The organism is Acidovorax sp. 69 (genome assembly GCF_002797445.1).
GTDB lineage: Bacteria > Pseudomonadota > Gammaproteobacteria > Burkholderiales > Burkholderiaceae_C > Acidovorax.
This window is the reverse complement of record NZ_PGEP01000001.1, coordinates 3,193,655-3,216,733: the sequence shown is the minus strand read 5'-3', so window position 1 is coordinate 3,216,733 and position 23,079 is coordinate 3,193,655. Positions and strand designations below refer to the sequence as shown.

At 61.4% G+C, this 23,079-nt stretch carries 19 protein-coding genes, 4 tRNA genes and 2 pseudogenes; 17 read left to right on the top strand and 8 right to left on the bottom strand.

Going from position 1 to position 23,079, the window contains the following annotated elements; all coding sequences use genetic code 11:
* Positions 1–10 precede the first annotated feature (10 nt).
* From CLU85_RS14695 to CLU85_RS14685, 3 genes are all read left to right on the top strand, one after another.
* Positions 11–970 carry an alpha/beta fold hydrolase gene (locus tag CLU85_RS14695; RefSeq protein WP_100410909.1) on the top strand — a complete coding sequence of 320 codons (960 nt, stop codon included), beginning with the start codon at positions 11–13 and terminating at the stop codon, positions 968–970.
* A complete protein-coding gene (locus CLU85_RS14690; protein ID WP_100410908.1) occupies positions 967–3,174 on the top strand; it encodes a bifunctional (p)ppGpp synthetase/guanosine-3',5'-bis(diphosphate) 3'-pyrophosphohydrolase in 2,208 nt (735 codons plus the stop codon). The genes CLU85_RS14695 and CLU85_RS14690 overlap by 4 nt, the downstream gene beginning before the upstream one ends.
* A gap of 118 nt (positions 3,175–3,292) precedes the next feature.
* Positions 3,293–3,369 (top strand) — tRNA-Val (locus CLU85_RS14685).
* Positions 3,370–3,566: 197 nt separating this feature from the next.
* Here the strand turns inward: CLU85_RS14685 and CLU85_RS14680 are convergent.
* A pseudogene (locus CLU85_RS14680) lies at positions 3,567–3,809 on the bottom strand (IS5/IS1182 family transposase); the annotation flags it as partial.
* Between the two features lie 151 nt (positions 3,810–3,960).
* On the opposite strand from CLU85_RS14680, the gene CLU85_RS23435 reads away from it, so the two are divergent.
* The 3 genes from CLU85_RS23435 to rimO all read left to right on the top strand — a co-directional run bounded on the left by CLU85_RS23435 (position 3,961) and on the right by rimO (position 7,238).
* Positions 3,961–4,632: an IPTL-CTERM sorting domain-containing protein gene (locus CLU85_RS23435; protein WP_100412564.1), complete on the top strand. Its 672-nt coding sequence runs from the start codon at positions 3,961–3,963 to the stop codon at positions 4,630–4,632.
* 593 nt (positions 4,633–5,225) lie between these two features.
* Positions 5,226–5,786: a polyhydroxyalkanoate synthesis repressor PhaR gene (phaR, locus tag CLU85_RS14670; RefSeq protein WP_198509197.1), complete on the top strand. Its 561-nt coding sequence runs from the start codon at positions 5,226–5,228 to the stop codon at positions 5,784–5,786.
* A 60-nt stretch (positions 5,787–5,846) separates the two neighbouring features.
* Entirely contained in the window at positions 5,847–7,238 is a 1,392-nt protein-coding gene (gene rimO, locus CLU85_RS14665; protein ID WP_100410907.1) for a 30S ribosomal protein S12 methylthiotransferase RimO, read from the top strand.
* A gap of 131 nt (positions 7,239–7,369) precedes the next feature.
* Here rimO and efp read toward each other — a convergent pair whose 3' ends face one another.
* From efp to CLU85_RS14650, 3 genes are all read right to left on the bottom strand, one after another.
* A complete protein-coding gene (efp, locus tag CLU85_RS14660) occupies positions 7,370–7,924 on the bottom strand; it encodes an elongation factor P (protein ID WP_100410906.1) in 555 nt (184 codons plus the stop codon).
* 153 nt (positions 7,925–8,077) lie between these two features.
* Positions 8,078–9,223, bottom strand: a complete 1,146-nt coding sequence (gene earP, locus CLU85_RS14655; RefSeq protein WP_100410905.1) for an elongation factor P maturation arginine rhamnosyltransferase EarP — start codon at positions 9,221–9,223, stop codon at positions 8,078–8,080.
* Positions 9,220–10,116, bottom strand: coding sequence for a LysR family transcriptional regulator (locus CLU85_RS14650; protein ID WP_100410904.1), 897 nt, complete (start codon positions 10,114–10,116; stop codon positions 9,220–9,222). Before CLU85_RS14650 ends, earP begins: the two co-directional genes overlap by 4 nt.
* Positions 10,117–10,253: 137 nt before the next feature.
* On the opposite strand from CLU85_RS14650, the gene CLU85_RS14645 reads away from it, so the two are divergent.
* From CLU85_RS14645 to CLU85_RS14595, 11 genes and pseudogenes are all read left to right on the top strand, one after another.
* Entirely contained in the window at positions 10,254–11,459 is a 1,206-nt protein-coding gene (locus CLU85_RS14645; RefSeq protein ID WP_100410903.1) for a CaiB/BaiF CoA-transferase family protein, read from the top strand.
* Positions 11,456–12,436 carry a hydroxymethylglutaryl-CoA lyase gene (locus CLU85_RS14640; RefSeq protein ID WP_100410902.1) on the top strand — a complete coding sequence of 327 codons (981 nt, stop codon included), beginning with the start codon at positions 11,456–11,458 and terminating at the stop codon, positions 12,434–12,436. The genes CLU85_RS14645 and CLU85_RS14640 overlap by 4 nt, the downstream gene beginning before the upstream one ends.
* Positions 12,437–12,483: 47 nt before the next feature.
* Entirely contained in the window at positions 12,484–13,464 is a 981-nt protein-coding gene (locus tag CLU85_RS14635) for a tripartite tricarboxylate transporter substrate binding protein (protein ID WP_100410901.1), read from the top strand.
* Between the two features lie 76 nt (positions 13,465–13,540).
* Complete coding sequence (locus CLU85_RS14630) at positions 13,541–14,521, top strand: tripartite tricarboxylate transporter substrate binding protein (protein ID WP_100410900.1); 981 nt, start codon at positions 13,541–13,543, stop codon at positions 14,519–14,521.
* Between the two features lie 117 nt (positions 14,522–14,638).
* Positions 14,639–16,669, top strand: coding sequence for an excinuclease ABC subunit UvrC (uvrC, locus tag CLU85_RS14625; protein ID WP_100410899.1), 2,031 nt, complete (start codon positions 14,639–14,641; stop codon positions 16,667–16,669).
* A gap of 49 nt (positions 16,670–16,718) precedes the next feature.
* On the top strand, positions 16,719–17,285 hold the full coding sequence (gene pgsA, locus CLU85_RS14620) for a CDP-diacylglycerol--glycerol-3-phosphate 3-phosphatidyltransferase (protein WP_100410898.1): 567 nt from the start codon (positions 16,719–16,721) through the stop codon (positions 17,283–17,285).
* Positions 17,286–17,354: 69 nt separating this feature from the next.
* Entirely contained in the window at positions 17,355–18,449 is a 1,095-nt protein-coding gene (locus tag CLU85_RS14615) for a tartrate dehydrogenase (RefSeq protein ID WP_100410897.1), read from the top strand.
* 301 nt (positions 18,450–18,750) lie between these two features.
* Entirely contained in the window at positions 18,751–19,023 is a 273-nt protein-coding gene (locus tag CLU85_RS14610) for an HU family DNA-binding protein (protein WP_056164954.1), read from the top strand.
* Between the two features lie 16 nt (positions 19,024–19,039).
* Positions 19,040–19,115 (top strand) — tRNA-Val (locus tag CLU85_RS14605).
* 59 nt (positions 19,116–19,174) lie between these two features.
* Positions 19,175–21,102: pseudogene (locus tag CLU85_RS14600) on the top strand (SurA N-terminal domain-containing protein).
* A gap of 48 nt (positions 21,103–21,150) precedes the next feature.
* A tRNA-His gene (locus tag CLU85_RS14595) sits at positions 21,151–21,226 on the top strand.
* Between the two features lie 416 nt (positions 21,227–21,642).
* On the opposite strand, the gene CLU85_RS23025 is transcribed toward CLU85_RS14595, so the two are convergent.
* The 4 genes from CLU85_RS23025 to CLU85_RS14575 all read right to left on the bottom strand — a co-directional run bounded on the left by CLU85_RS23025 (position 21,643) and on the right by CLU85_RS14575 (position 23,032).
* A complete protein-coding gene (locus CLU85_RS23025) occupies positions 21,643–21,978 on the bottom strand; it encodes a hypothetical protein (protein WP_232727833.1) in 336 nt (111 codons plus the stop codon).
* A 114-nt stretch (positions 21,979–22,092) separates the two neighbouring features.
* Complete coding sequence (locus CLU85_RS14585) at positions 22,093–22,308, bottom strand: hypothetical protein (protein WP_100410895.1); 216 nt, start codon at positions 22,306–22,308, stop codon at positions 22,093–22,095.
* A gap of 211 nt (positions 22,309–22,519) precedes the next feature.
* A complete protein-coding gene (locus tag CLU85_RS14580) occupies positions 22,520–22,723 on the bottom strand; it encodes a hypothetical protein (RefSeq protein ID WP_100410894.1) in 204 nt (67 codons plus the stop codon).
* A gap of 232 nt (positions 22,724–22,955) precedes the next feature.
* Positions 22,956–23,032: transfer RNA gene (locus CLU85_RS14575), tRNA-Arg, on the bottom strand.
* Positions 23,033–23,079: the final 47 nt, after the last annotated feature.

Below are 23,079 nucleotides of genomic sequence, written 5' to 3'. Positions count from 1 at the left end.
TTTCGCCCCCATGAATGAACCTACGCTGAACTACGTACTGTGCCCTGGCCCCGCAGCCCCATCAGTGTTTCCGGGCCGTGCGCCCGCCCCGGCACAGCTGCATCGCATGGCGTATTGGGAGTGGAATGCCACAGGGGATCCCGCGCATCCGCATGTGGTGGTCTGTGTGCACGGACTTTCGCGCCAGGGGCGAGACTTTGACACCTTGGCCCGCGCATTGAGTTGCCACGCGCGCGTGATCTGCCCTGACGTGGTCGGTCGTGGTCAGAGCGATTGGCTGGCCGACCCCATGGGCTATCAGATCCCTCAGTACGCCGCCGACATGCTGGCTTTGCTGGCGCAACTGCATCAGCGAGGTCCGATTTCCATGCTGGATTGGGTTGGCACCAGCATGGGCGGTCTCATCGGTATGGGTATCACCGGTCAGCCGGGTTTGCCGTTGCCCGTGCCGGTGCTCCGACTGGTGCTCAATGATGTGGGACCATTGATTCAATGGGAGGCCCTGCAGCGCATCGGTCAATACTTAGGACAGTCGGTGCGTTTTGACTCACTGCAGCAGGCCGCTGAAGCGATGTGGGCCATTTCCACCAGCTTTGGCCCGCACACGCCAGAGCAATGGCTGGAGCTGTCGCGCGCCATGGTGCGCCCGCTGCCCGATGGGGGCATCACGCTGCATTACGACCCCGCCATTGCGGTGCCGTTCAGAACCTTGACTCAGGAGTCCGCAGCGGCGGGAGAGGCTGCGTTGTGGCAGCTTTATGACCACATCACGGCAAGAACCCTGCTGCTGCGCGGTGCGCAGTCAGATCTGCTTTCGCGGGAGACCGCGCAGGCCATGGCCCAACGTGGCCCCCGTGCGAGGATGGTGGAGTTTGAAGGCGTAGGACATGCCCCCACGCTGGTGGCTGGCGAACAGGTTACGGCCGTCACAGAGTTCTTGTTGGCGGCTGAAGGTGCTACCGCAGGATGAAAACCAACCCTCCTGCATTGGCCTCCTTGCCGCCCCAGAGCGACAGCGTTCCACAACTCATTGCCGCCACAGCCCATACGCTGCCCGAGCAGGTCAACGCTTTGGTGCGTGCCCGCGCTTTTGCCGAGCCTTTGATGGCTGGCGAGACCTTGGACTCGGGCGAGAACACGCTGGCTCACGCAGATGCCGTTGCTTTTATTCTCAAAGGCATTGGCGGTTCCGAGGCCATGCAGGCAGCGAGCTACCTGGTGCATGCGTGCATTCATCTGAACAAGCCGGAAGAAGTGATTGCCAAGGCTTTTGGCGCCAACTTTGCGGCCTTGGCGGTGGAAACCACCAAGCTCATGCGCGTACAGCAGCAGGCCCGTGCAGCTGAACACCTGGACGATCCTGCAGCGCAAACTGAGAACGTGCGCAAGATGCTGCTCGCCTTCTCGCGCGATCTGCGAGTGGTGATGCTGCGCCTGGCCTCTCGCCTACAGACGCTGCGCTTTCATGCGGCCAGCAAACGCCCTGTGTCACCCAGCCTGGCGCGCGAGTCACTCCAGGTGTTTGCGCCGCTGGCCAATCGTCTGGGCATCTGGCAGGTCAAGTGGGAGCTGGAAGACCTGTCCTTCCGTTTTCTGGAGCCCGACACCTACAAGGAAGTCGCCCGCTTGCTTGATGAAAAGCGGGGCGAGCGCGAGGTGTACATGGAGCAACTGCGTGCGCGGCTCGAATCCGACCTGCGCGCTCGCAGCATCAGTGCCAGCGTGCAAGGGCGCCCCAAGCACATTTACAGCATCGTCAAGAAGATGCGCGGCAAGTCGCTCAACTTCGACCAGGTGTTTGACATCCGCGCGCTGCGTGTGGTGGTGCCCACGGTGAAGGACTGCTACGCCGCCTTGAGCTGGGTGCACGAGCAATTCAAGCCCATCGTGGAGGAGTTTGACGACTACATTGCCAAGCCCAAGCCCAATGGCTATCAGTCGCTGCACACCATCGTGCGCGACGACAATGGCAAACCCATCGAAATCCAGATCCGCACCCAGGCCATGCATGAACACGCCGAGCATGGTGTGGCAGCGCACTGGGCCTACAAGGAGGCTGGCGCCAAAGGTTATGCGGGTGTGTCCGCTACGGGTGAATACGATGCCAAGATCGCCGTGTTGCGCCAACTGCTCGCGTGGGAGCGGGATCTGTCCGGTTCGGTGTCGAACCGGGGCTTGTTCGAAGACCGCATTTATGTGTTGACCCCAGAAGCTGCCGTGGTGGAGTTGCCCCAGGGCGCTACGCCGGTGGACTTTGCCTACTCCGTGCACACGAGCCTGGGGCACCGGTGCCGGGGCGCTAAGGTCGACGGTGCCATGGTGCCACTCAACACGCAGCTGCAGAACGGCCAGACAGTGGAAATTTCCACCGTCAAGGAGGGCCGCCCGTCGCGTGACTGGCTCAACGCGGATTTGGGCTACCTCACCAGCAACCGCGCTAAAGCCAAAGTCCGAGCCTGGTTTAACGCCCAGGCCACCCATGAAACGGTTGGCCGTGGCCGAGAGGCGGTAGAAAAGCTCCTGCAGCGCGAGGGCAAGACCGCCATCAAGCTCGACGATCTTGCGGTGCAACTTGGCTTCAAGTCTGCCGATGCCTTGTTTGAGGTGGTGGGCAAGGACGAGTTCTCGTTGCGCGCCATCGAAACGGTGTTGCGCCCGCCCGAACCGGTGATGCAGCCCGACGACTACCTGCTGCTCAAGAAGACACGGACCAATGAGTCGGCCCCCAAGGGGGGGGTGCTGGTGGTGGGTATCGACTCACTCATGACGCAGCTGGCCAAATGCTGCAAGCCTGCGCCACCAGACATCATTCGGGGGTTCGTCACGCGTGGAAAGGGTGTGAGCGTGCACCGGGCAGATTGCAGCAATTTCCGAGAGATGGCTGTACGCAGCGCTGAGCGTGTGATCGAGGTGGAGTGGGGCATCCCCAAACAGATCGCCGCCGTGTACCCCGTGGATGTGGCGGTGGAAGCTGCCGACCGCCAGGGACTATTGCGTGACATCTCGGAGGTTTTCGCTCGCGAAAAAACCAATGTGATCGGTGTACAAACCCAATCGGTGAAAGGGACGGCTTGGATGACGTTCACCGTGGAGGTGGCTGATTCAGGGCGCCTGAACAAGGTGCTGGGCATTGTCGCGGGGGTGCCGGGCGTGCGTTCTGCGCGCCGCCGTTGAGGAACTGGTCTCAATGGGTGGGGTGTAGGGGGTCATCTCAACGCCCGTGACGGAGATTTGTCGTGCGATATTTCTGAGCGGCGTTTTTTATGGCTATAATCAAAAGCTAAACAACGATAGGCGCGTAGCTCAGCTGGTTAGAGCACCACCTTGACATGGTGGGGGTCGTTGGTTCGAGTCCAATCGCGCCTACCAAATATCGCAAGCTAAACCAGAGCTTGCAGCAAAAGTGCCCGCTAACAAGCGGGCTTTTTTGTTTGTCCGTACGGGCAAAGTACGGAAACAAAATTGCCTCGTAAGAGTAAGCGGGCGGAGAATCAGTCTTGAGCTAATTTGGCCGATAGGGCATCGTTTTCAAGAGGGAGATCGTGGACACGACGCTAAGAGCCTGTTCACGATCTCTTGAGCAGCAGAGCGAGGAAGGCCAGATGGACGAACTGCAGGCTGGTATTGAGCGGCGGCTCGCAGTTCTTCCACCGCCGCCTGTTCTTGTCCAGCCAGGCAAAGCTGCGCTCGACGATTCAGCGCTTGGGCATGACCTTGAGGGTGTGCAGTTCGCTGTGCTTGGTGATCTGCACTGTTGCATCCCCGTCCAGAATTTTTTGTACCCCTTGCGCGAAGGGCTGGCCAAGATATCTGTGACCGCCATGGCGTAGCTGCGTCTGAGGCTGGGGTCAACTCGTCCCACTTCGGGTTTGTGCAAAAAAGCCGTATTAGATATAAAAAATAATTGTGTGAATTGGCTACGATGGCGTCCAATTGTTTCTTTCGCAACTGAGCGCAATCATGGCCACTCGCCTTCTGATCGTTGGACTTTTCTTGTTTTCCGCAGCAGCCCATGGTGCGACTGCCTCGGCCTCCTATTCTGGGGTCCCGGTTGCGATCCCGGATGCGGCAGACTTGAGCGGTACCTCCCCTGGTCTGCAGGTGGGAGCCCCGATTGTGGTTTCAGGGCTCACGCGGCCTGTTGGCTCTGTTACTTTGAGCATTGACGGAACGGCTTGCTCAGCAATCGCTGGGTCGACTACCGTGGGCATCGACCATACGTTCGTCAATGATCTACGGATCACTTTGCGCTCACCCATTGGAACCGAGGTGGTTGTGATCAATCAAACCGATGGGAGCGGGAATAATTTTTGCCAAGTGGTTCTGGCTGACGCCAGCCCAGGGCCTTCGATTCAAACTGTAGTTACCGCTCAGGCGCCTTTCACAGGCAGTTACAAGCCCAATGCTGTCCTGGCGGCCTTTGCAGGCGAGCCTTCTAACGGTGCATGGACCTTGCTCGCCCAGGATTTTTTCTCGGGAGATACGGGCTCTATTCGTGCCTGGACCATCAACGTCACCGAAGCTGCTCCTGTTACGGCCACCAGCATTCCTACGCTCTCCGAGTGGGCTTTGATCGGTCTGGCGGGCATGCTCGCAATGTTTGGGATGGGGAGAATGCGGAGCAGAGTCTGACTTTGTCGCCGCGCCATTTTTGAGGCGCCTCAATCTGGTGGATGATGGTCGAGCCCACCTCGACCCATAGATGAACAAGCCAGAAGTGCCAGTTTGCGCCGTATCGCTCAGGGCTGCCGACTACGGCGAATGCCCTATTCGTCGCTAACAGGGAGTTCGACCGGAATATGTGCGTGTGTTGGGGATATTTTCCGGGGAGGGGGCATCGACGCGTATTTCAGGGGGGCATGGAGTGTCGAAGTCGTGCCATCGAACTCTAAGTTCGCGCCACACCTACCTGCCTTTTTTAGTTCGAGTCCAATCGCGCCTAGCAAGTTTCCTCTGAAAAACCAGCTTTCAGTTCTGAAAAAGGCTGGGCCACAACACCGTTCTGGTGTTTGTACAAAAAGCCACCGCGAGGTGGCTTTTTTGCTTCCGTTTCTGCTTTCTCTCAAGGGGTGGGGGCTGCTGCAAGGGGTTGTGTAAGCGGCCGCAAGTCACACGACGCCTGCTACATCAGTCACACGCGCGACACCCTTTGGTCCTGCGTCCTCAGGGTATTCCTTTGCCGCTGCGGCGTAGCACACTCCCTAGAATGTGTTGCACTGCAATACATGGGTTTCGATCCCGAGGAGTTCGTCGTGTCCGAACAAAAAAGCGCCGCATCCAAGTCGGCCCAGCGCATCATCAAGAAGTACCCCAACCGTCGTCTGTACGACACGGACACCTCCACCTACATCACTTTGGCTGAAGTGCGTCAGCTTGTCATGGCCCACCAGAATGTGGTGGTGCGCGATGCCAAGACGGGCGAGGACCTTACGCGCAGCATCCTTTTGCAGATCATTCTGGAAGAAGAGGCTGGTGGGGCTCCCATGTTTACCGAGGCCGTGCTGGCCAACATCATCCGGTTTTACGGCCATGCCATGCAAAGCTTCATGGGCGCTTACTTGGAGAAGAATGTGCAGGCCTTCACCGACGTGCAGACCAAGCTGGCTGAACAATCGCAAAGCGTGACCCCTGAGATGTGGGCCCAGTTCATGAATATGCAATCGCCCATGCTCAAGGGCATGATGGGCAATTACGTGGAGCAGTCGCAGTCCATGCTGACCCAGATGCAGGAACAGATGCAAAAGCAGACCGAGCAGATGCTGGGCGCGTTTGGACTGAAACGTTAATTTGGGTCTACTGCCAAGGCTAAAACCGGCCGGGCGCCGGAACTGGGACAATACGGGGATATGAGCGAAGCACTCTCCCCCACAAAAGCACCCAAAGTCGGATTTGTCAGCCTGGGTTGCCCCAAGGCGTTGACCGATTCCGAATTGATCCTCACGCAACTGAGCGCCGAGGGTTACGAGACCTCCAAGACCTTCCAGGGCGCGGACTTGGTCATCGTCAACACCTGCGGCTTCATTGATGATGCCGTCAAGGAAAGCCTGGACACCATCGGCGAAGCATTGGCCGAAAACGGCAAGGTCATTGTCACTGGTTGCCTGGGCGCGCGCGCGGGTGAAGGCGGCGGCAACATGGTGCGCCAGATGCACCCCAGCGTGCTGGCCGTGACTGGCCCGCATGCCACGCAGGAGGTCATGGACGCCGTCCACCTGAACCTGCCCAAGCCGCACGACCCCTTCATCGACCTGGTGCCCGGCAATTTCGGCGTGGCGGGCATCAAGCTCACACCCAAGCATTACGCGTACCTCAAGATCAGCGAAGGCTGCAACCACCGCTGCACTTTCTGCATCATCCCGTCGATGCGCGGTGACCTGGTGTCACGCCCCATTGGCGATGTCCTTAGCGAGGCCAAGGCCTTGTTTGAAGGCGGGGTGAAAGAGTTGCTGGTGATCAGCCAGGACACCTCTGCCTACGGCGTGGACGTCAAGTACCGCACCGGCTTCTGGGATGGCAAGCCGGTCAAGACCCGCATGCTGGAGCTGGTGCAGACCCTGGGCGAGATTGCCGAACCCTACGGCGCCTGGGTGCGCCTGCACTACGTGTACCCGTACCCGAGCGTGGACGATGTCTTGCCCCTGATGGCCACCGGCCGCGTGCTGCCCTACCTGGACGTGCCGCTGCAGCACAGCCATCCCGATGTTCTCAAGCGCATGAAGCGCCCCGCCAGCGGCGAGCGCAACCTGGAGCGCATTCAGCGCTGGCGCGAGATCTGCCCTGAGATCGTGATCCGCAGCACCTTCATTGCCGGTTTCCCTGGCGAGACAGAGGAAGAGTTTGCGCACCTGCTCGACTTTGTGCGCGAGGCGCAGATCGACCGCGCGGGCTGCTTTGCCTACAGCGACGTGAGTGGTGCCGCCGCCAACGAGCTGCCCGGCATGCTGCCCATGGAAGTGCGCGAAGAGCGCCGCGCCCGCTTCATGGCCGTGGCCGAAGAGGTCTCGATCGCCCGCCTGCAGCGCCGCGTGGGTGCCACCATGCAGGTGCTGGTCGATTCCGCCCCCGGTCTCGGCCGCAAGGGTGGCGTGGGCCGCACGTATGCCGACGCGCCCGAGATCGACGGCACGGTCCAGCTGCTGCCGCCCGAGAAGATCAGCAAGACCCTCAAGGTGGGCGAGTTCACCAAGGCCCGCATCGTGGGCGTGCGTGGGCACGACTTGATCGCGCAGCCGATCTGATTGCTACTTTTTTGATAGCTTGTAGCGCTTGAGAAATCAGCGCTGTCGGCCTAAAACAATAAAAAAGGCTTCCCACGGGAAGCCTTTTTTGCAGGTGTTCTCCTGCGAAGGAGAACAACAGGCCAGAAGCCTTACACGCGCTTGCGGTATTCGCCGGTGCGGGTGTCGATTTCGATTTTGTCGCCTTGCGAGACGAACAGGGGCACAGGCACTTCAAAGCCGGTAGCGATCTTGGCAGGCTTGAGCACCTTGCCGGACGTGTCACCCTTGACGGCTGGCTCTGTCCAGGTGATTTCGCGGTCTACGCTGGTAGGCAGTTCGACGGAGATGGCCTTGCCGTCGTAGAACACCACTTCCAGCGTCATGCCGTCTTCCAGGTAGTTCAGCGCGTCGCCCATGTTTTCGGCTTCGACTTCGTACTGGTTGTACTCAGTGTCCATGCAAACGTACATGGGGTCGGCGAAGTACGAATACGTGCATTCCTTCTTGTCCAGGATCACGTTGTCGATCTTGTCGTCAGCCTTGAACACGTTTTCGGTGCCGAAGTTGCCAATCAGGCTTTTGAGCTTCATGCGCACGGTGGCTGCGCCGCGGCCGCCACGGGCGTATTCGGTCTTCAGGACCACCATGGGGTCCTTGCCGTGCATGATGACGTTGCCGGCGCGGATTTCTTGAGCGATTTTCATAGCATGTTGCTTGGGTTGGGGCCGCTCAATGCACGGGCTGGCAAACTGGCTGATGGATCTGCTGGTTTGCCCTGCCGATGCATGTTCCGCGGCGGGAATGCGCGGAGGCTGGGCACCGGTGTGCCGCGCCTGAATTGCGCAAAGCCTCGGATTTTACCGTTTTTCGGCGACGAAGCCCAAAAGTTGTGCGACGAGATTGTCCTGCGTCAGCAGGCGTGCGCGTGCTGCGCGAATGCAGGCGGTCCACTCCGCCAGGGTGTTGTCGTCCGGCCATTGCAGGGGTGCGGTGTTGAGGCCGTTCCAGGTGGCGTGGAACTGCCGCAGCGATTCTGGCGCCTGCAGCCAGCCCAGAAACGCCCAAAGCTTGTCGTGGTGCGCGTTGTCGTGCTGCGGGTAGATCTGCCAGACCAGTGCCTGCCCGGCCCACAGCGCCCGCACCAGCGAGTCCTCGCCGCGCACGGCGTTGAAGTCGCAGGCCCACAGCATCTCGTCAAACGCGGCTTGCGGGCGGTGGGGGAGATATGAAATTAATAGCTTGTCGCGCCTGTCAGATAAGCGCTGGAGGCCAATTTGACTGGTGTTTTCGACAAGAACCGACCGCACGGCCGCAGTGGGCCTGCCCGGCGTCACCAGCAGTTGCGTGGGCTCGGCCTGGCTTTGCCGCAGCAGATCGGGCAGGGCGGCGGGCTCGTAGCAAAACAGCGACACCCAGCGCTGGCGCGCGGTGTCATCACCCAGGCCGAACGCCAGTGCATGCGCGGCGCGCCAAGCACTGCGGTCGAACGCTTCACGCCGGGCCATCAGCTCGGTCTCGCGCAGCAGGCCGCCTGTGGCAGGGGTGAAGCCGGGGTAGAAGAACCAGCGCGTCCAGCCTGTCGCCGGGCCCGACATGATGAGCGACGGCAGCCGGTGATTGCGCTCCACGTAGCGCTCTGCCGACAGGTATTCGAGATTGATCCAGACGGGCTTTAGGTCTTTTCGGCCTGTAGCGCTTGATGAATAAGCGCTGTAAGCTATAAATTCAGGAGCAATTTCACAGCCAAAGGCCTCCACCATCACATCGGGTGGGGGCTCGCCAGGGCCGGGCGGTGGCGAGCCCCAGGCGCGCACCTCCACGCCGGGGAAGCCCTGCGGCGCCATCCACCCCAGGGCCGAGGCGTCGTCCACCCACAGGCGCACGCGCTGGCCTTGTTCGGCCAATTGCGCCACCAGGCGCCAGCACACGCCGATGTCGCCAAAGTTGTCGATCACGCGGCAGAACACGTCCCACTGAAGGGGAGGGGTGGTGGTGTGGCTCATGGCGTTGGGGGTTTTGCGCGCAAATGCCCGACCAGCAGCCGGGCCACGCTGGAGAGCGATTCTTCAGACCGCACGCACAGCGCCAGCCGCCGCTGCGCCCAGGGTTCGTTGAGCGTGATGGTGCGAATGCTCAAGGTACCCTGGTACAGCGCGGCGCTGCCTCTGGGCATCACGCCCACGCCCAGGCCTGCGTTGACCATGAGGCACAGCGCGTCGTAGCTGGTGACCTGAATGCGCAAGCGCAGCGGCAGGCCCGCGTGAGCGGCGGCGCTGGTGAGCTGGTTGTTGATGGCGCTGTTGGGGTGTGCACCGACAAAATCGAAGGGCAGGGCGTCCGCCAGCCGCACGGATTTGCGCCGCGCCAGCACATGGCCCGTGGGCACCACCAACACCAGCTCATCGGTGCGGTAGGGCAGCAGCGTCACGCGCTCGCCGTAGTGGCCTTCGTTCAGGATACCGACATCGGCTGCGTTCTCGGCCACCGAATGGGCAATCGCACTGCTGATCTGCTCCTGCAGCCGCACATCCACCTGCGGGTGCTGCACCAAAAAGCTCTGCAGCTCTGCCGGTAAAAACTGCGTGATGGCCGAGATGTTGGCCACTACGCGCACATGGCCACGCACGCCGGTGCCGTATTCGCGCATCTGGCTGGCAATGCCGTCCAGGTCGTTGAGCACGCCGCGCGCCAGGTTCAACAACGCGAAGGCGGCGGCGGTGGGCTCGGTGCCCTTGTTGCTGCGGGTGAACAGGGTCGTCTGCAGCGCGTCTTCCAGGTCGGCCAGGCGCCGACTGACGGCGGATGCGGCCAGGTGCTCGCGTGCAGCGGCGGCGGCAATGGTGTTTTCTTCCATCACGGCCACAAACAGGCGCAGGGAGACGGGGTCGAGTTTCATGGGAGGTGGATCCTACCTTGCCACCATGCCGGTTTGCGATGGCGGCTTGTCGCATCAGCGTTTTGCGGTCGCGCAGACTGTGCGCATCATTCGCTACCCCAGCCAAGGCTTAAAGCCCTCAGGAGACAGCTATTTCCATGGATTCCATTGCTTCCCCCGCCGCCCTGCAGGGCGTGCGCGTCATTGAAATGGGCCAGCTCATCGCCGGGCCATTCTGCGGCAAGACGCTGGGTGAGTTCGGTGCGGATGTGATCAAGATCGAGGCGCCAGAAACCGGTGACCCGCTGCGCAACTGGCGGCTCATCAAGGAAGGCACCTCCGTCTGGTGGCAGGTGCAGTCGCGCAACAAGCGTTCCGTGGCACTGGACCTGCGCCAGGAGGAGGGGCAAACAATAGCCCGCCAGTTGATTGCCGAGGCCGATGTACTGGTCGAGAACTTTCGCCCCGGCACCCTCGAAGGTTGGGGCATGTCGCCTGAAGAACTGCACCAACTCAACCCCGGCCTGGTCATGCTGCGCATTTCTGGCTACGGCCAGACCGGGCCGTACCGCGACCTGCCCGGCTTTGGCGCCATTGGCGAGGCCATGGGCGGCCTGCGTCATCTGACGGGCGAGCCCGGCCGCGTGCCGGTGCGTGTGGGCGTATCGATTGGCGACACGCTGGCGGCGCTGCACGGCACCATCGGCGTGCTCACCGCGCTGTACCACCGCAAGGTCAATGGCGGCAAAGGCCAGGTGATTGATGTAGCGCTGCACGAGGCAGTGTTCAACGTGATGGAAAGCCTGATCCCCGAATACAGCGCTTTTGGCGCGGTGCGCGAGGCCGCAGGCAGTGCGCTGCCGGGCATTGCACCGTCCAACGCCTACCCGTGCACCGATGGCTGGGTGCTGGTGGCGGGCAATGGCGACAGCATCTTCAAGCGGTTGATGGATGCGATTGGCAAGCCTGACCTGGGCGCCGCGCCCGACCTTGCCAACAACACCGGCCGCGTGGCGCGCGTGGAAGAGATCGACGCCGCCATTGGCGCCTGGAGCGCGCAGCGCACCGTGCAGCAGGTGCTGGATGCATTGGGCGCAGCCCGCGTGCCTGCGGGCAAGGTCTACACCGCCCGCGACATTGCCGAAGACCCGCATTACCGCGCCCGCGACATGCTGCTCACGCAGCAGACGCGCGACGGCTACAGCGTGCAGGTGCCGGGCATCGTGCCCAAGCTCTCAGGCACGCCGGGCAGCATTCGCAGCAGCGCGCCGCACTTGGGCGACGACACCGATGCGGTGCTGGCTGAGGCAGGCTTCACGGCCGAACAGATCGCGCTGCTGCGCAACAAGGGGGTGATTCAATGAGTGCGTCCAACACGGTGTGGCAGGGCGCAGGCCGTCGCATCCACATGCAGGAGGTCGGCTTGCGCGATGGCCTGCAGATGGAAAAAGCTTTTGTGCCCACGGCCGACAAGATCGCGCTGTGCAATGCGCTGTCGGCGGCGGGCCTGGCCAAGATCGAGGTGACTTCGTTCACCTCGCCCACGGCCATCCCGGCACTGAAAGATGCCGAAGTGGTGATGCGCGAGATCACGCGCCGCCCCGGCACCGTCTACACCGCGCTCGTGCCCAACCAACGCGGGGCAGAGCGTGCCATCGAGTCGCGCACGGACGAGCTGAACCTTGTGATGTCGGTCAGCGCCACCCACAACCTGGCCAACCTGCGCATGACGCAGGAGCAGTCGTTTGCGGCGCTGGCGCAGGTGGTAGCGATGGCGCAGAGTGCCCAAGTGGCCGTCAACGTATCTCTGTCTTGTGTGTTTGGCTGCCCCATGGAGGGCGATGTACCCCAGGCCGATGTGTTCGGCTGGGTACAACGCTTTGCGGACCAGGGTGTGCGCGGCATCACGCTGTGCGACACCACGGGCATGGCCTACCCCACGCAGGTGCACCCGCTCACGGCGGCGGCCCGCGCGCGCTGGCCGGGGGTGGAGTTCACCCTGCATTTCCACAACACGCGCGGCATGGGGCTTGCCAACGTGCTGGCGGCCATCGATGCGGGCGCCGATCGGTTCGACGCCTCGCTGGGCGGCCTGGGCGGTTGCCCGTATGCGCCCGGCGCCAGCGGCAATGTGTGCAGTGAAGAGGTCGTGCATGCGCTGGAACTGATGGGCTATGACACGGGCGTGGACTTGGCGCAACTCGTCTCGGCAGCCCAGCAGCTGCCGGGGTTGATCGGCCACGACATTCAGAGCCAGATCGCCAAGGCCGGCCCGCGCTTGGCGCTGCACCCGGTGCCTGACGATTTCGAAGCCATCCGCGAAAGGGCGCTGGCCCGCTGAATACGGGCAGCCTGCATTTCCCAAATACAACCAGGAGACAAAAAGCCATGCACTTCCAACCCACCCTGTCCCGCCGCACATTCACAGCCGCCGTGTTGTGCTCCACTGCCTTTGCCGCAGGCGCGCAGGACAAGTACCCGTCCAAACCCATCACCCTGGTGGTGCCCCAGGCCGCCGGTGGTGCCAACGACGCCATTGCGCGTGTGCTGGCGCAAAAGCTGGGTGAGCAACTGGGCCAGAGCGTGATCGTGGAGAACCGCCCCGGAGCGGGTGGCACGCTGGCCACAGGCACCACGGCGCGTGCGCGCAACGACGGCTACACGCTGCTGCTCACGGCCGACAGCGCGCATGTGATTGGCCCCGCGTTGTACAAGAACCCGGGGTTCGATCCGGTCAAAGACTTTACGCCCGTGGCACCTGTGGCCACAGCGGGCTATGTGCTGGTGGCGCACCCGTCGTTCCCTGCCAACACCGTGGCAGAGCTGACCGCGCTGGCCAAGGCCAATCCGGGTAAGTATTCGATTGCTTCGGCCGGCAATGGCACGCTGAACCACCTGATCGGCGAAATGCTGCAAAAGGCCGCTGGCATCCAGCTGCAACACATCCCCTACAAAGGCTCTGCCGCTGCGGCCACCGATGTCGTGGGCGGGCAGGTGCCACTGTCGGTGCAAAGCCTGCCCTCGGTCATTGCCTTCATCAAGGCGGGCAAGCTCAAGGTGCTGGGCGTGGTCAATGAAAAGCGGGTGGCCGCTTTGCCCGATGCGCCCACGATTGGCGAGACGATCAAGGGCTTTGGCCAGGCGCCGTGGTACGCACTGTTTGCCCCGGCGGGTACGCCCGCGCCCATCGTGGCGCAACTGCAGGGCGAAGTGGCCCGCGCGCTGGAGCACAAGGATGTGGTCGAGAAACTGGCCACCGTGGGCTGCGAGCCCTTCAAGGGCACGGCAGCGCAGCTGGCCGCGCTGGTGCAGTCCGACTTGCCCAAGTGGAGCCGCGTGGTCAAGGACACGGGCGCCACGGTGGATTGATGGGGCGCCGCCTTTTTGCGTTCCTGCTTCTGGATTTCACGCCTTTCACAACAACGACAACGGAGACATCGCTTTCATGAAAACCACCCGTAAACAGTTCACCACCCTGGCCCTGGCCGCACTGGCCACAGGTTTCATCGGCCACGCGGGCGCGCAGGGCACCTACCCCACCAAAAACGTGACCATGGTGGTGCCCACCGCCGCAGGCGGCACCACCGACCTGTCGGCCCGCATGCTGGCACAGGCCCTGGCGCCGGTGCTGGGCCAGTCGGTCATCGTGGACAACAAGGGCGGGGGCAACGGCAACATTGCGGCCAGCGCCGTCAAGCGCGCCGAGGCGGATGGCTACACCCTGCTCATGCAGTACTCGGGCTACCACGTCATCTCGCCCCACATCACCAAACAAAAGCAGTGGGAGCAGGGCGACTTCCAGCCCGTGGCCAACGTCATCTCCGCCCCGCAGATCATCGTGGTGCGCAACGACCTGCCCGTGAAATCTCTGGCAGAACTTATCGCCTACGCCAAGGCCAACCCCGGCAAGCTCAACTACGCCTCGTCGGGCAACGGCTCGCTGCAGCACGTCACGGGTGCCATGCTGGAGCAGCAGGGTGGCATCAAGATGGTCCACGTGCCCTACAAAGGCACCGGCCCTGCGCTGCAGGACCTGCTGGGCGGCCAGGTGGACCTGACCTTTGGCACCGCGCCCCCGTTCATGCCGCACATTGCCAGCGGCAAGCTGCGCGTGCTGGCCGTGACCGGCAAGCAGCGCCTGCCCAGCCTGCCCGACGTACCCACCACCGCCGAGGCGGGCTATCCCAAGGTCGATGCCACGTCGTGGTTTGCCGTGTTTGCCCCGGCCGCCGTGCCCAAGACCGTGGTGGACAAGCTCACGGCCGACATTCGCACCGTGGTGCAGAACCCGGCCTTCCAGCAAAAGGCGCAAGAGCAGGGCGCCACGGCCGACTACCAGACCCCTGCGCAACTGGGTGACAAGGTGAAGGCCGATCTGGCCAACTGGGCGCAGGTGGTGAAGACCTCGAAGATCGAGGCGGAGTGACCGATCGGGTAAGGGTTTTGTGATGAAAATGGCCGTTAGCGCAGGTTAAATAAGCGCTAGCAGCTATTTATTTCATAGTGGACGACCCCTGGCGCGACCGAGGCCACAATACGCGCCATGTCTGATGTGCATTCCGAAGAACTCCTCGCGCAGGTGGCTGCGCTGCCCGCGCTGCCGGGCGTGTACCGCTATTTCGACGCGCAGGATGCGCTGCTGTACGTGGGCAAGGCGCTCAACCTCAAGCGCCGGGTGTCCAGCTATTTCCAGAAGAACCATGGCGGCACCCGCATCGGCCACATGGTCAGCAAGATCGTGCGCATGGAGACCACGGTGGTGCGCTCCGAGGCCGAGGCGCTGCTGCTGGAAAACAACCTCATCAAGACGCTGAACCCCAAGTTCAACATCCTGTTCCGTGACGACAAGAGCTACCCCTATCTCAAGATCACCGGCACGCCGGGCGCCCACACGCGGAGCGATGCGCCGGGTCAGGTGTTTCCGCGCATGGCTTATTACCGGGGCGCGGTGGATAAAAAACACCGCTACTTTGGCCCGTACCCCAGCGCCTGGGCGGTGAAGGAAACCATCCAGCTGCTGCAAAAGGTCTTCCGACTGCGCACCTGCGAAGACACGGTGTTTGCCAACCGCACACGGCCCTGCCTGCTGTACCAGATCAAGCGCTGCACCGGGCCTTGCGTGGACCTGATTTCGCCTGAGGCTTATGCCGCCGACGTGTCTCATGCCGAGGCGCTGCTGCGCGGCGAAACGCAGGAGCTGCTGCTGGCGCTGGAGGCGCGCATGATGGCGCACTCGGACAAGCTGGAATTTGAGCAGGCGGCCGAGGTGCGCAACCAGATCCAGGCGCTGTCGCGCGTGCTGCACCAGCAGTCCATCGAGACGGTGGATGACAAGGATGTGGACATCCTGGCTGTGCGCGTGCAAGGCGGCCGCGCCTGCGTCAACCTGGCCATGGTGCGCGGTGGTCGCCACCTGGGGGACAGGCCTTACTTCCCGGTGCACGTGGAAGACGCTGCAGCGGTGTATGCGGAAGAGGGGGCCGACAGTGCCGATGCTGTGGAGAGCGTGGAGGGTGGCGAGGACGCGGTCACCGCCCCGGCCAGGCCCGCCCGCCCCGTGGAGGCGCTGGTGCTCGAAGCCTTCATCGCCCAGCATTACATCGGCGTGCCCGTGCCCCCGTTGCTGGTGACCAGTGTGCCCGTGGGCAAGGGCTTGCTGAATGCGCTGACCGAACAAAGTGGCCTGCGCGTGAACGCCATCCACCAGCCGCGCGAGCAGCGCCGCGCGTGGCTGGACATGGCGCAGAAAAATGCCGACCTGCAACTGGCCCGTCTGTTGTCCGAAGAGGGTTCGCAGCAGGCCCGCACGCGTGCGTTGGTCGAGGCACTCGATTTGCCCCCCGAAGACCTGGACCTGCTCACCGTCGAGTGCTTTGATATCTCGCACACGGCGGGTGAATCCACGCAGGCGTCGTGTGTGGTGTTCCACCACCACAAGATGCAGAGCAGCGAATACCGCCGCTACAAGATCGAGGGCATCACCGGCGGCGACGATTACGCCGCCATGCGCCAGGTGCTCACGCGCCGCTACAGCAAGGTCGTGGAGGCGCAGCGTGAAGAGGGGGGCATTGACTACGCGAAATCCCCCGAGGCACAGGCAGCAGCCCGGCCCAAGGGCCAGGCGCGCTTGCCCGATCTGGTGCTCATCGATGGCGGCAAAGGCCAGGTGGGCGTGGCGCGCGAGGTGTTCACGGCGCTGGGGCTGGACCTGACCCGTATCGTGGGCGTGGAGAAGGGCGAGGGCCGCAAGGTGGGCCTGGAAGAGCTGGTGTTTGCCGACGGCCGTGAGAAGGTCTACCTGGGCAAGGACTCGGCGGCGCTCATGCTGGTGGCGCAGATTCGCGACGAGGCGCACCGCTTTGCCATCACGGGCATGCGGGCTGCCCGGGCCAAGGTGCGCGTGGGCGGCGGGCAGCTGGAGGAGATTGCCGGCGTGGGGCCCAAGAAGCGGGCGCGCCTGCTGCAGCGGTTTGGTGGCGTGCGCGGCGTGGCTGCGGCCAGTGTGGAAGACTTGGTGACGGTGGATGGCATCTCGCGCGAGTTGGCCGAAGAGATTTACCGGGCTCTGCGATAAGCCTTATTTGTTGATAGCGCCACCGCCGTGGCGTGACACAATTGCCGCCATGTTCTGGACTATCCCCACCTTGATGACCTGGACGCGCATCGTCGCGATACCTTTGATCGTGGGGGTGTTCTATGCACCAATGGACCCGGCCACGCGCAACCTGATCGCTACCGTGATGTTTGTGGTGTTTGCCGCCACGGATTGGCTGGACGGCTACCTCGCTCGCAAGCTGAACCAGACTTCGTCCTTTGGCGCATTTCTGGACCCGGTGGCCGACAAGTTCCTGGTCTGCGCATCGCTCTTGGTACTGGTGCATCTGCAGAGGGCGGACGTGTTTGTGGCCTTGATCATCATCGGTCGCGAGATCGCCATATCCGCCCTGCGTGAATGGATGGCACAGATCGGTGCCAGCAAGAGTGTGGCCGTGCACATGATCGGCAAGGTCAAGACCACGGTGCAGATGGTGGCGATCCCTTTCCTGCTGTACGACGGACGCTTGTTCGGAGCGATCGACACGGGAGTGTGGGGTACATGGCTCATCTGGGCATCGGCCGTGCTCACGGTCTGGTCGATGGTGTATTACCTGCAGAAGGCGCTCCCGGAAATTCGGGCCCGCGTCAAATAATTTCAGTCCTTTTGTGCCGCCAGCGCCTTATCCATAAGCGCTTTTAGCTATATTTTCAGGAGCATTTGAATGGCGAAGCATCGCATTGCAGTCGTTGCCGGTGACGGCATTGGCAAAGAAGTCATGCCCGAGGGGCTGCGCGTTCTGGACGTGGCAGCGCGCAAGTTTGGCATCGACCTGCACTTCGATCATTTCGACTTTTCGAGCTGGGACTACTACGAGAAGCACGGCAAGATGCTGCCCGACAACTGGAAGGAGCAGATCGGCGGTCACGAAGCCATTTACTTCGGTGCCGTGGGCTGGCCCGAAAAGATTGCGGACCACGTCTCACTTTGGGGTTCGTTGCTGCTTTTTCGCCGCGAGTTCGACCAGTACATCAACCTGCGTCCCGCACGCCTCATGCCCGGCGTGATTGCTCCCGTGGTGCGGCGCGACGGATCGCCCCGGCTGCCTGGTGAGATCGACATGCTCATCGTGCGCGAAAACACCGAAGGCGAATACTCCAGCATCGGTGGCCGCATGTACGAAGGCACACCGCGCGAGATCGTGATGCAGGAGACGGTGATGTCGCGCCATGGGGTCGATCGCGTGCTCAAGTTCGCCTTTGAACTTGCCCAGTCGCGCCCCAAGAAGCACCTGACCAGCGCCACCAAGTCCAACGGCATCGCCATCACCATGCCTTACTGGGATGAGCGCGTGGCCGAGATGGCCAAGTCGTATCCCGATGTGAAGGTGGACAAGTTTCACATCGACATTCTCACGGCCCACTTTGTGCAGCGCCCTGACTTCTTTGACGTGGTGGTGGCCAGCAATCTGTTTGGCGACATCCTCAGCGACCTGGGGCCGGCCTGCACCGGCACCATCGGTATTGCGCCCAGTGCCAACCTGAATCCCACAAGAACCATGCCCTCGTTGTTCGAGCCCGTGCATGGCTCCGCGCCGGACATCGCAGGGCAGGGCATCGCCAATCCCATTGGCCAGATCTGGTGCGGCGCGATGATGCTTGACTTCTTGGGCTACCGCGCCGCGCACGACGCCGTGCTGGCTGCCATCGAGTCCGTTCTTGATCCGAAAAGCGGGGGCGCGCGCACCCCCGACCTGGGAGGCACATCCAGTACGCAGGATGTCGGCAAGGCGGTCGCAGAGGCACTTTGGGCTGTTTGAGTGTTGCTGGAATTAGGGTGTCAATACGGAATGCTGCCCATACGGCGTGTTTGAGACAAAACCCGCCTGCAAGCCCTGTCGCAGCGTGAAATGCGACTAGAATTCACCGCAACGCTGTCTCAAAACAGCGTGTTGTATTGACACTCTGAAACTCGATGGCTTTAATCTGATGCAGCAGCCACTGCTGTGTATGCCAGTCATTCCCCCGTTTGTTCTCCACCAGCCTCTGGCTGTGCTGTCAGACGTGTGAAGACCAGACACCATCGAGACATTCCATTAACTCTTTTCCGAGAGGCTTCTTGTGAACAAAACCGAACTGATCGAGCACATCGCTACCAACGCCGACATCTCCAAGGCCGCTGCTGCGCGTGCTCTGGAATCCACGATCGAGGCTGTGAAGAAGACTCTCAAGAAGGGCGGCACGGTGTCGCTCGTCGGTTTTGGTACTTTCGCTGTAGGCAAGCGTGCTGCTCGTACTGGCCGTAATCCCCGTACCGGCGATACGATTAAAATCAAAGCTGCTAAAGTTCCGAAGTTCCGTCCTGGCAAGGCATTGAAAGATGCCTTGAACTGAGGATCAAGTTTAGGTGGGGTCCTTAGCTCAGTTGGTAGAGCGGCTCCTTTACACGGAGTAGGTCGGCGGTTCGAGACCGTCAGGACCCACCATCACCGAACAAAGGCGAACGCAAGTTCGCCTTTTGTTTTTTGCCCCTGAAAGATCGACCATGTTTGAATCCATCCGCAAGCACTCCAAGATCGTGATGATCTTCTTGTTCTTGCTGATCATTCCTTCGTTTGTACTGGTAGGCATTGACAGCAACTACTTCTCTGAAAAGAGCCCGGTGGTTGCGCGTGTTGATGGCAACAACATCAAGCAGACAGACTGGGACAATGCGCACCGCATGGAGACGGACCGTATTCGCGCGCAGTCTCCCACGGTCGATCCTAAATTGCTGGATACACCCAGCGCGCGTTATGCCACGCTTGAGCGTCTGGTGCGTGATCGTGTGCTGGCCGCTGCAGCGCAAAAGATGCACCTCGCCACCAGTGATTCGCGCTTGGCACGCAGCCTGCAAGAAATCCCCGCCATTGCAGGGCTCAAGCGTGCAGACGGAACGCTGGATGCAGAAGCCTATCGGGCCTTGGTGGCTAGTCAAGGTCTGACGCCCGCTGGTTTTGAGGCCAATGTGCGCCGCGATATCTCTGTGAATCAAGTGATGGGTGGTGTGATGAGTTCGGCCTTTGGCACGGATGCGCAGGTCAAACTCGCTCTGGATGCCCTGTACGAACGGCGTGAAATCCAGGTAGCACGCTTTAACGCCACTGACTTTGCAAGCAAGGTCACGCCCACGGATGTGGATCTGGAAACCTATTACAAGGCACACCCCGCGCAGTTCCAGCAAATGGAGCAAGCGGTTGTGGAGTACGTGGTTCTCGACATCGATAGCGTGCGTGCTGCCATCACCCTGAGCGACGATGATCTGCGCACGTACTACAAGGAAAACGTGGCACGGATGACAGCCAAGGAAGAGCGCCGCGCGAGTCACATCCTCATCAATGCAGCCAAGGACGCTCCGGCTGCGGACCGTGAGAAGGCCAAGGCCCGGGCTGTCGAACTGCTGGCTCAGGTACGCAAGGCGCCTGCGAGCTTTGCTGACGTGGCCAAGAAGTCTTCTGACGACAAGGGCTCTGCGGTGGCGGGGGGGATCTCAACTTCTTCGCCCGTGGTGCCATGGTCAAGCCCTTTGAAGAGACGGCGTTCGCTCTGAAGAAGGGCGAGATCAGCGATGTAGTGGAAACCGACTTCGGTTATCACATCATCCAACTGACCGACATCAAGACGCCTCGCCAGCCCACGTTTGAGGAGCTGCGTCCTTCGATGGAAGCCGAGTTGAAGCAGCAGCAGGCCCAGCGAAAATTTGCCGAAGTGGCGGAGTCCTTCACCAATGGCGTGTATGAGCAGGCAGACAGCCTGCAGCCGGTGGCTGAGAAGCTCAAGCTCAAGGTGCAGACGGCTGCGGGCGTGACCCGCACGCCGGTGCCTGGTGCCAAAGGGCCTTTGGCAAGTGCCAAGTTCCTGGAAGCACTGTTCGCTTCGGATTCGGTACAGAACAAGCGCAATACAGAGGCTGTCGAAGTGGGCCCCAGCCAGATGGCCGCAGGCCGCGTGACGACCTACACCCCTGCACGCACCTTGCCGTTGGAAGAAGTGCGTGTCCGTGTACGAGCGCTCTACGTGGCTGAAAAATCGGCAGAACTGGCACGCAAGGAGGGTGAAGCGAAGCTAGCTACCTGGAGGGCAACCCCCGCTGCTGCTACGGGCCTCGCTGCTGCGACGGAGGTGTCGCGCGAGCAGAATCAGAACCTGCCGCGCCCTGTGATCGACGCTGCCTTGCGCGCTCCTGCGGATGCCCTGCCAGGTTGGACTGGCGTGGACTTGGGGGCGACGGGCTACATGGTGGTCAAGGTTAATCGCGTGGTGCCCCGCCAGACGCCGGATGCGCAGCGCGCGCAGCAGGAGCGTCAGCAGTACGTGCAGTGGTTGACGACCGCCGAAGGCATGGCTTACTACGAATTGCTCAAACAGCGCTTCAAAGTGCAGATCAAGACGCCTCGCCCCGAGGCTGTAGCGCAGGGCATTTTAGAAAATTAGTTGAATTGGCTTTTGGGCTGAAAACCCAGGCTATAATACAAAGCTACGGTGGCTGTAGCTCAGTTGGTAGAGTCCAGGATTGTGATTCCTGTTGTCGTGGGTTCGAGCCCCATCAGCCACCCCAAGTACAGTAAAAAACCCTGCTATCCAAAAAATAGCGGGGTTTTTTGTTTTCTGCACCGTGTAGCCGCTGTGTAGCCAGCGGTACGGTGGTTTGCACTTTGTAGCCACACATCGCCAGTCCGCAAAGGCTTGGTGTCTGGGTTTGGCAGCCATGTGCGCCAAGCTATCAACTCCGGCGAGTCGCTGGGCATCAGTTTGTTTCCGCGTAAAACAAAACAGCAAGGTTTCCATAAGGTTTTCACAAGGGTTCGGCGGCCATCTGCGTGAAAACGCAGATATACCCACCGCCCGCACCGTAGAGCGCTTTCCTCGCGCGCGCGCGGGCGTACTGCTCCGAAAATTCAGGTTTTTCAGGTTCAGATGCATGCCATCCCCCACCATGCAGGCCATGGGGAAGGGTATGCAGGAGTGCCGCCTCTACCGCAGCAGCAGTTGCGCGGTCGATTCCGCGCGCACCGTACTGCGTACCGCTTCTTTTCGTACCAGCGGCTTCGGCAGTTGCCTGGGGCTGGTGGGTGGTGATGCTGCTTCGCGCTTCCCGCTGGCGCTGCTGGGGTCAATCGCCTGCGTTCCAGAATCTCCTGCGCCAGGTTCTGTCTGAGCGCGTAGTCGCGTCGGCGTTTCGCGCGGACATTCTGGTTTAAACGAGATGCGCAGGCTTAGGAAGGTGTCAAGTTCCTCGTTTGTAAGTGCCTCCAGCATCTCCCGAATAGCTTTCATGTCGGGGTCGTCAATTGGATTGGATGGCGTCACGGTGATGCACTGCCTAAACGGGCTGTAGCTCAAGCGGGTGTTGAATGTGATTTGCCATGGGCTGCAACCATGACTTTTGATAACAGGGCTGGCCTGCATGCACGGCTGGCAAAGTCAGGTTTTATCAGGTCGTAGCAGGGCATTCAGCACCCGTCGCACGCGTCCCATCTTCGGCGTTTCAGGTGTGCGCCACCAGTCCAGACCATAAACGCTCCCACTGATGTTACTGGCGTCGTAGTGCCGCTTCACGAGCAGCCGCACCGGGCCATCCGGGGTGTCCACTTCGATGTGCTCCAGGCGGGTGTGTGGCTTGATGGTCTTGGGGGTCATGGGATAGATGTTCACACGCGCGCGTACTGTTCGCTCAATTCGCGCGGCGTAGCCTTGCGCAAACGTGCTTTGAGTGGATACCGTTTGGATACCAATCGAGAATATGACTTCACGCACGCGAGCAATTTCGCGTTACGTCCTATTGTGCTTTTGTTGCGTTTGCTGCGTCCACATCGTGCATGTTTTGATGGTCATGATGGTGTCCTTAGGCTCAGTCGCTCCAAACGTGCAGGTCGTGGGCCTCGGTGCGGTCAATGCAGCGTTCGTGGTCTGTGTTGGCCTGCACGGTTGCGGTCTTTGGGGCGTGCCGGGTGATTGCTGAAAGCTGCGCGGCCTGCGTCACGTTAAGGCGGTCGCGGCGTCCTGCGGCGGTCTTGGCGGCCAGCACAGCCTCAGCACGGCCAATGTTTGGCAAGGTTGCCAACTCTCCGCCAAAGGTCGTCCAGGGTGTGGATGGCAGTGCGCTTTTCGAGGTTACCCCTGTTGTTGATATCTGCTGAGTTGGTATGCAGAGATACCGGCAGAAGTACCAACTTTTTGTTGGTATGTCATGGTACGCAGTGAAATGGTCTGAGACAACAAAAAACCCGCAACGCTAGGAAACGTGCGGGTTCTGAGAGGTTGTGAGGCTGTGTGGAGGTCTGTTTTGGCCTGCCCGGAGGGACTCGAACCCCCGACCTATAGCTTAGAAGGCTATTGCTCTATCCAGTTGAGCTACGGGCAGAAAAGCTTTCAGCAGTGACGCGTACTTGCTGTGTGAAGTACTCCGCC

Excerpts from the sequence above, each read along its gene's own strand:
- rimO (WP_100410907.1), top strand. The coding sequence starts at position 5,847 with ATGAGCGAAGCACTCTCCCCCACAAAAGCACCCAAAGTCGGATTTGTC.
- phaR (WP_198509197.1), top strand. The coding sequence starts at position 5,226 with ATGGGTTTCGATCCCGAGGAGTTCGTCGTGTCCGAACAAAAAAGCGCC.
- CLU85_RS14630 (WP_100410900.1), top strand. The coding sequence starts at position 13,541 with ATGAAAACCACCCGTAAACAGTTCACCACCCTGGCCCTGGCCGCACTG.
- CLU85_RS14645 (WP_100410903.1), top strand. The coding sequence starts at position 10,254 with ATGGATTCCATTGCTTCCCCCGCCGCCCTGCAGGGCGTGCGCGTCATT.
- pgsA (WP_100410898.1), top strand. The coding sequence starts at position 16,719 with ATGTTCTGGACTATCCCCACCTTGATGACCTGGACGCGCATCGTCGCG.
- CLU85_RS14650 (WP_100410904.1), bottom strand. The coding sequence starts at position 10,116 with ATGAAACTCGACCCCGTCTCCCTGCGCCTGTTTGTGGCCGTGATGGAA.
- CLU85_RS23435 (WP_100412564.1), top strand. The coding sequence starts at position 3,961 with ATGGCCACTCGCCTTCTGATCGTTGGACTTTTCTTGTTTTCCGCAGCA.
- CLU85_RS14615 (WP_100410897.1), top strand. The coding sequence starts at position 17,355 with ATGGCGAAGCATCGCATTGCAGTCGTTGCCGGTGACGGCATTGGCAAA.
- CLU85_RS14585 (WP_100410895.1), bottom strand. The coding sequence starts at position 22,308 with ATGACCCCCAAGACCATCAAGCCACACACCCGCCTGGAGCACATCGAA.
- earP (WP_100410905.1), bottom strand. The coding sequence starts at position 9,223 with ATGAGCCACACCACCACCCCTCCCCTTCAGTGGGACGTGTTCTGCCGC.
- CLU85_RS14635 (WP_100410901.1), top strand. The coding sequence starts at position 12,484 with ATGCACTTCCAACCCACCCTGTCCCGCCGCACATTCACAGCCGCCGTG.
- uvrC (WP_100410899.1), top strand. The coding sequence starts at position 14,639 with ATGTCTGATGTGCATTCCGAAGAACTCCTCGCGCAGGTGGCTGCGCTG.
- CLU85_RS14640 (WP_100410902.1), top strand. The coding sequence starts at position 11,456 with ATGAGTGCGTCCAACACGGTGTGGCAGGGCGCAGGCCGTCGCATCCAC.
- efp (WP_100410906.1), bottom strand. The coding sequence starts at position 7,924 with ATGAAAATCGCTCAAGAAATCCGCGCCGGCAACGTCATCATGCACGGC.
- CLU85_RS14695 (WP_100410909.1), top strand. The coding sequence starts at position 11 with ATGAATGAACCTACGCTGAACTACGTACTGTGCCCTGGCCCCGCAGCC.
- CLU85_RS14690 (WP_100410908.1), top strand. The coding sequence starts at position 967 with ATGAAAACCAACCCTCCTGCATTGGCCTCCTTGCCGCCCCAGAGCGAC.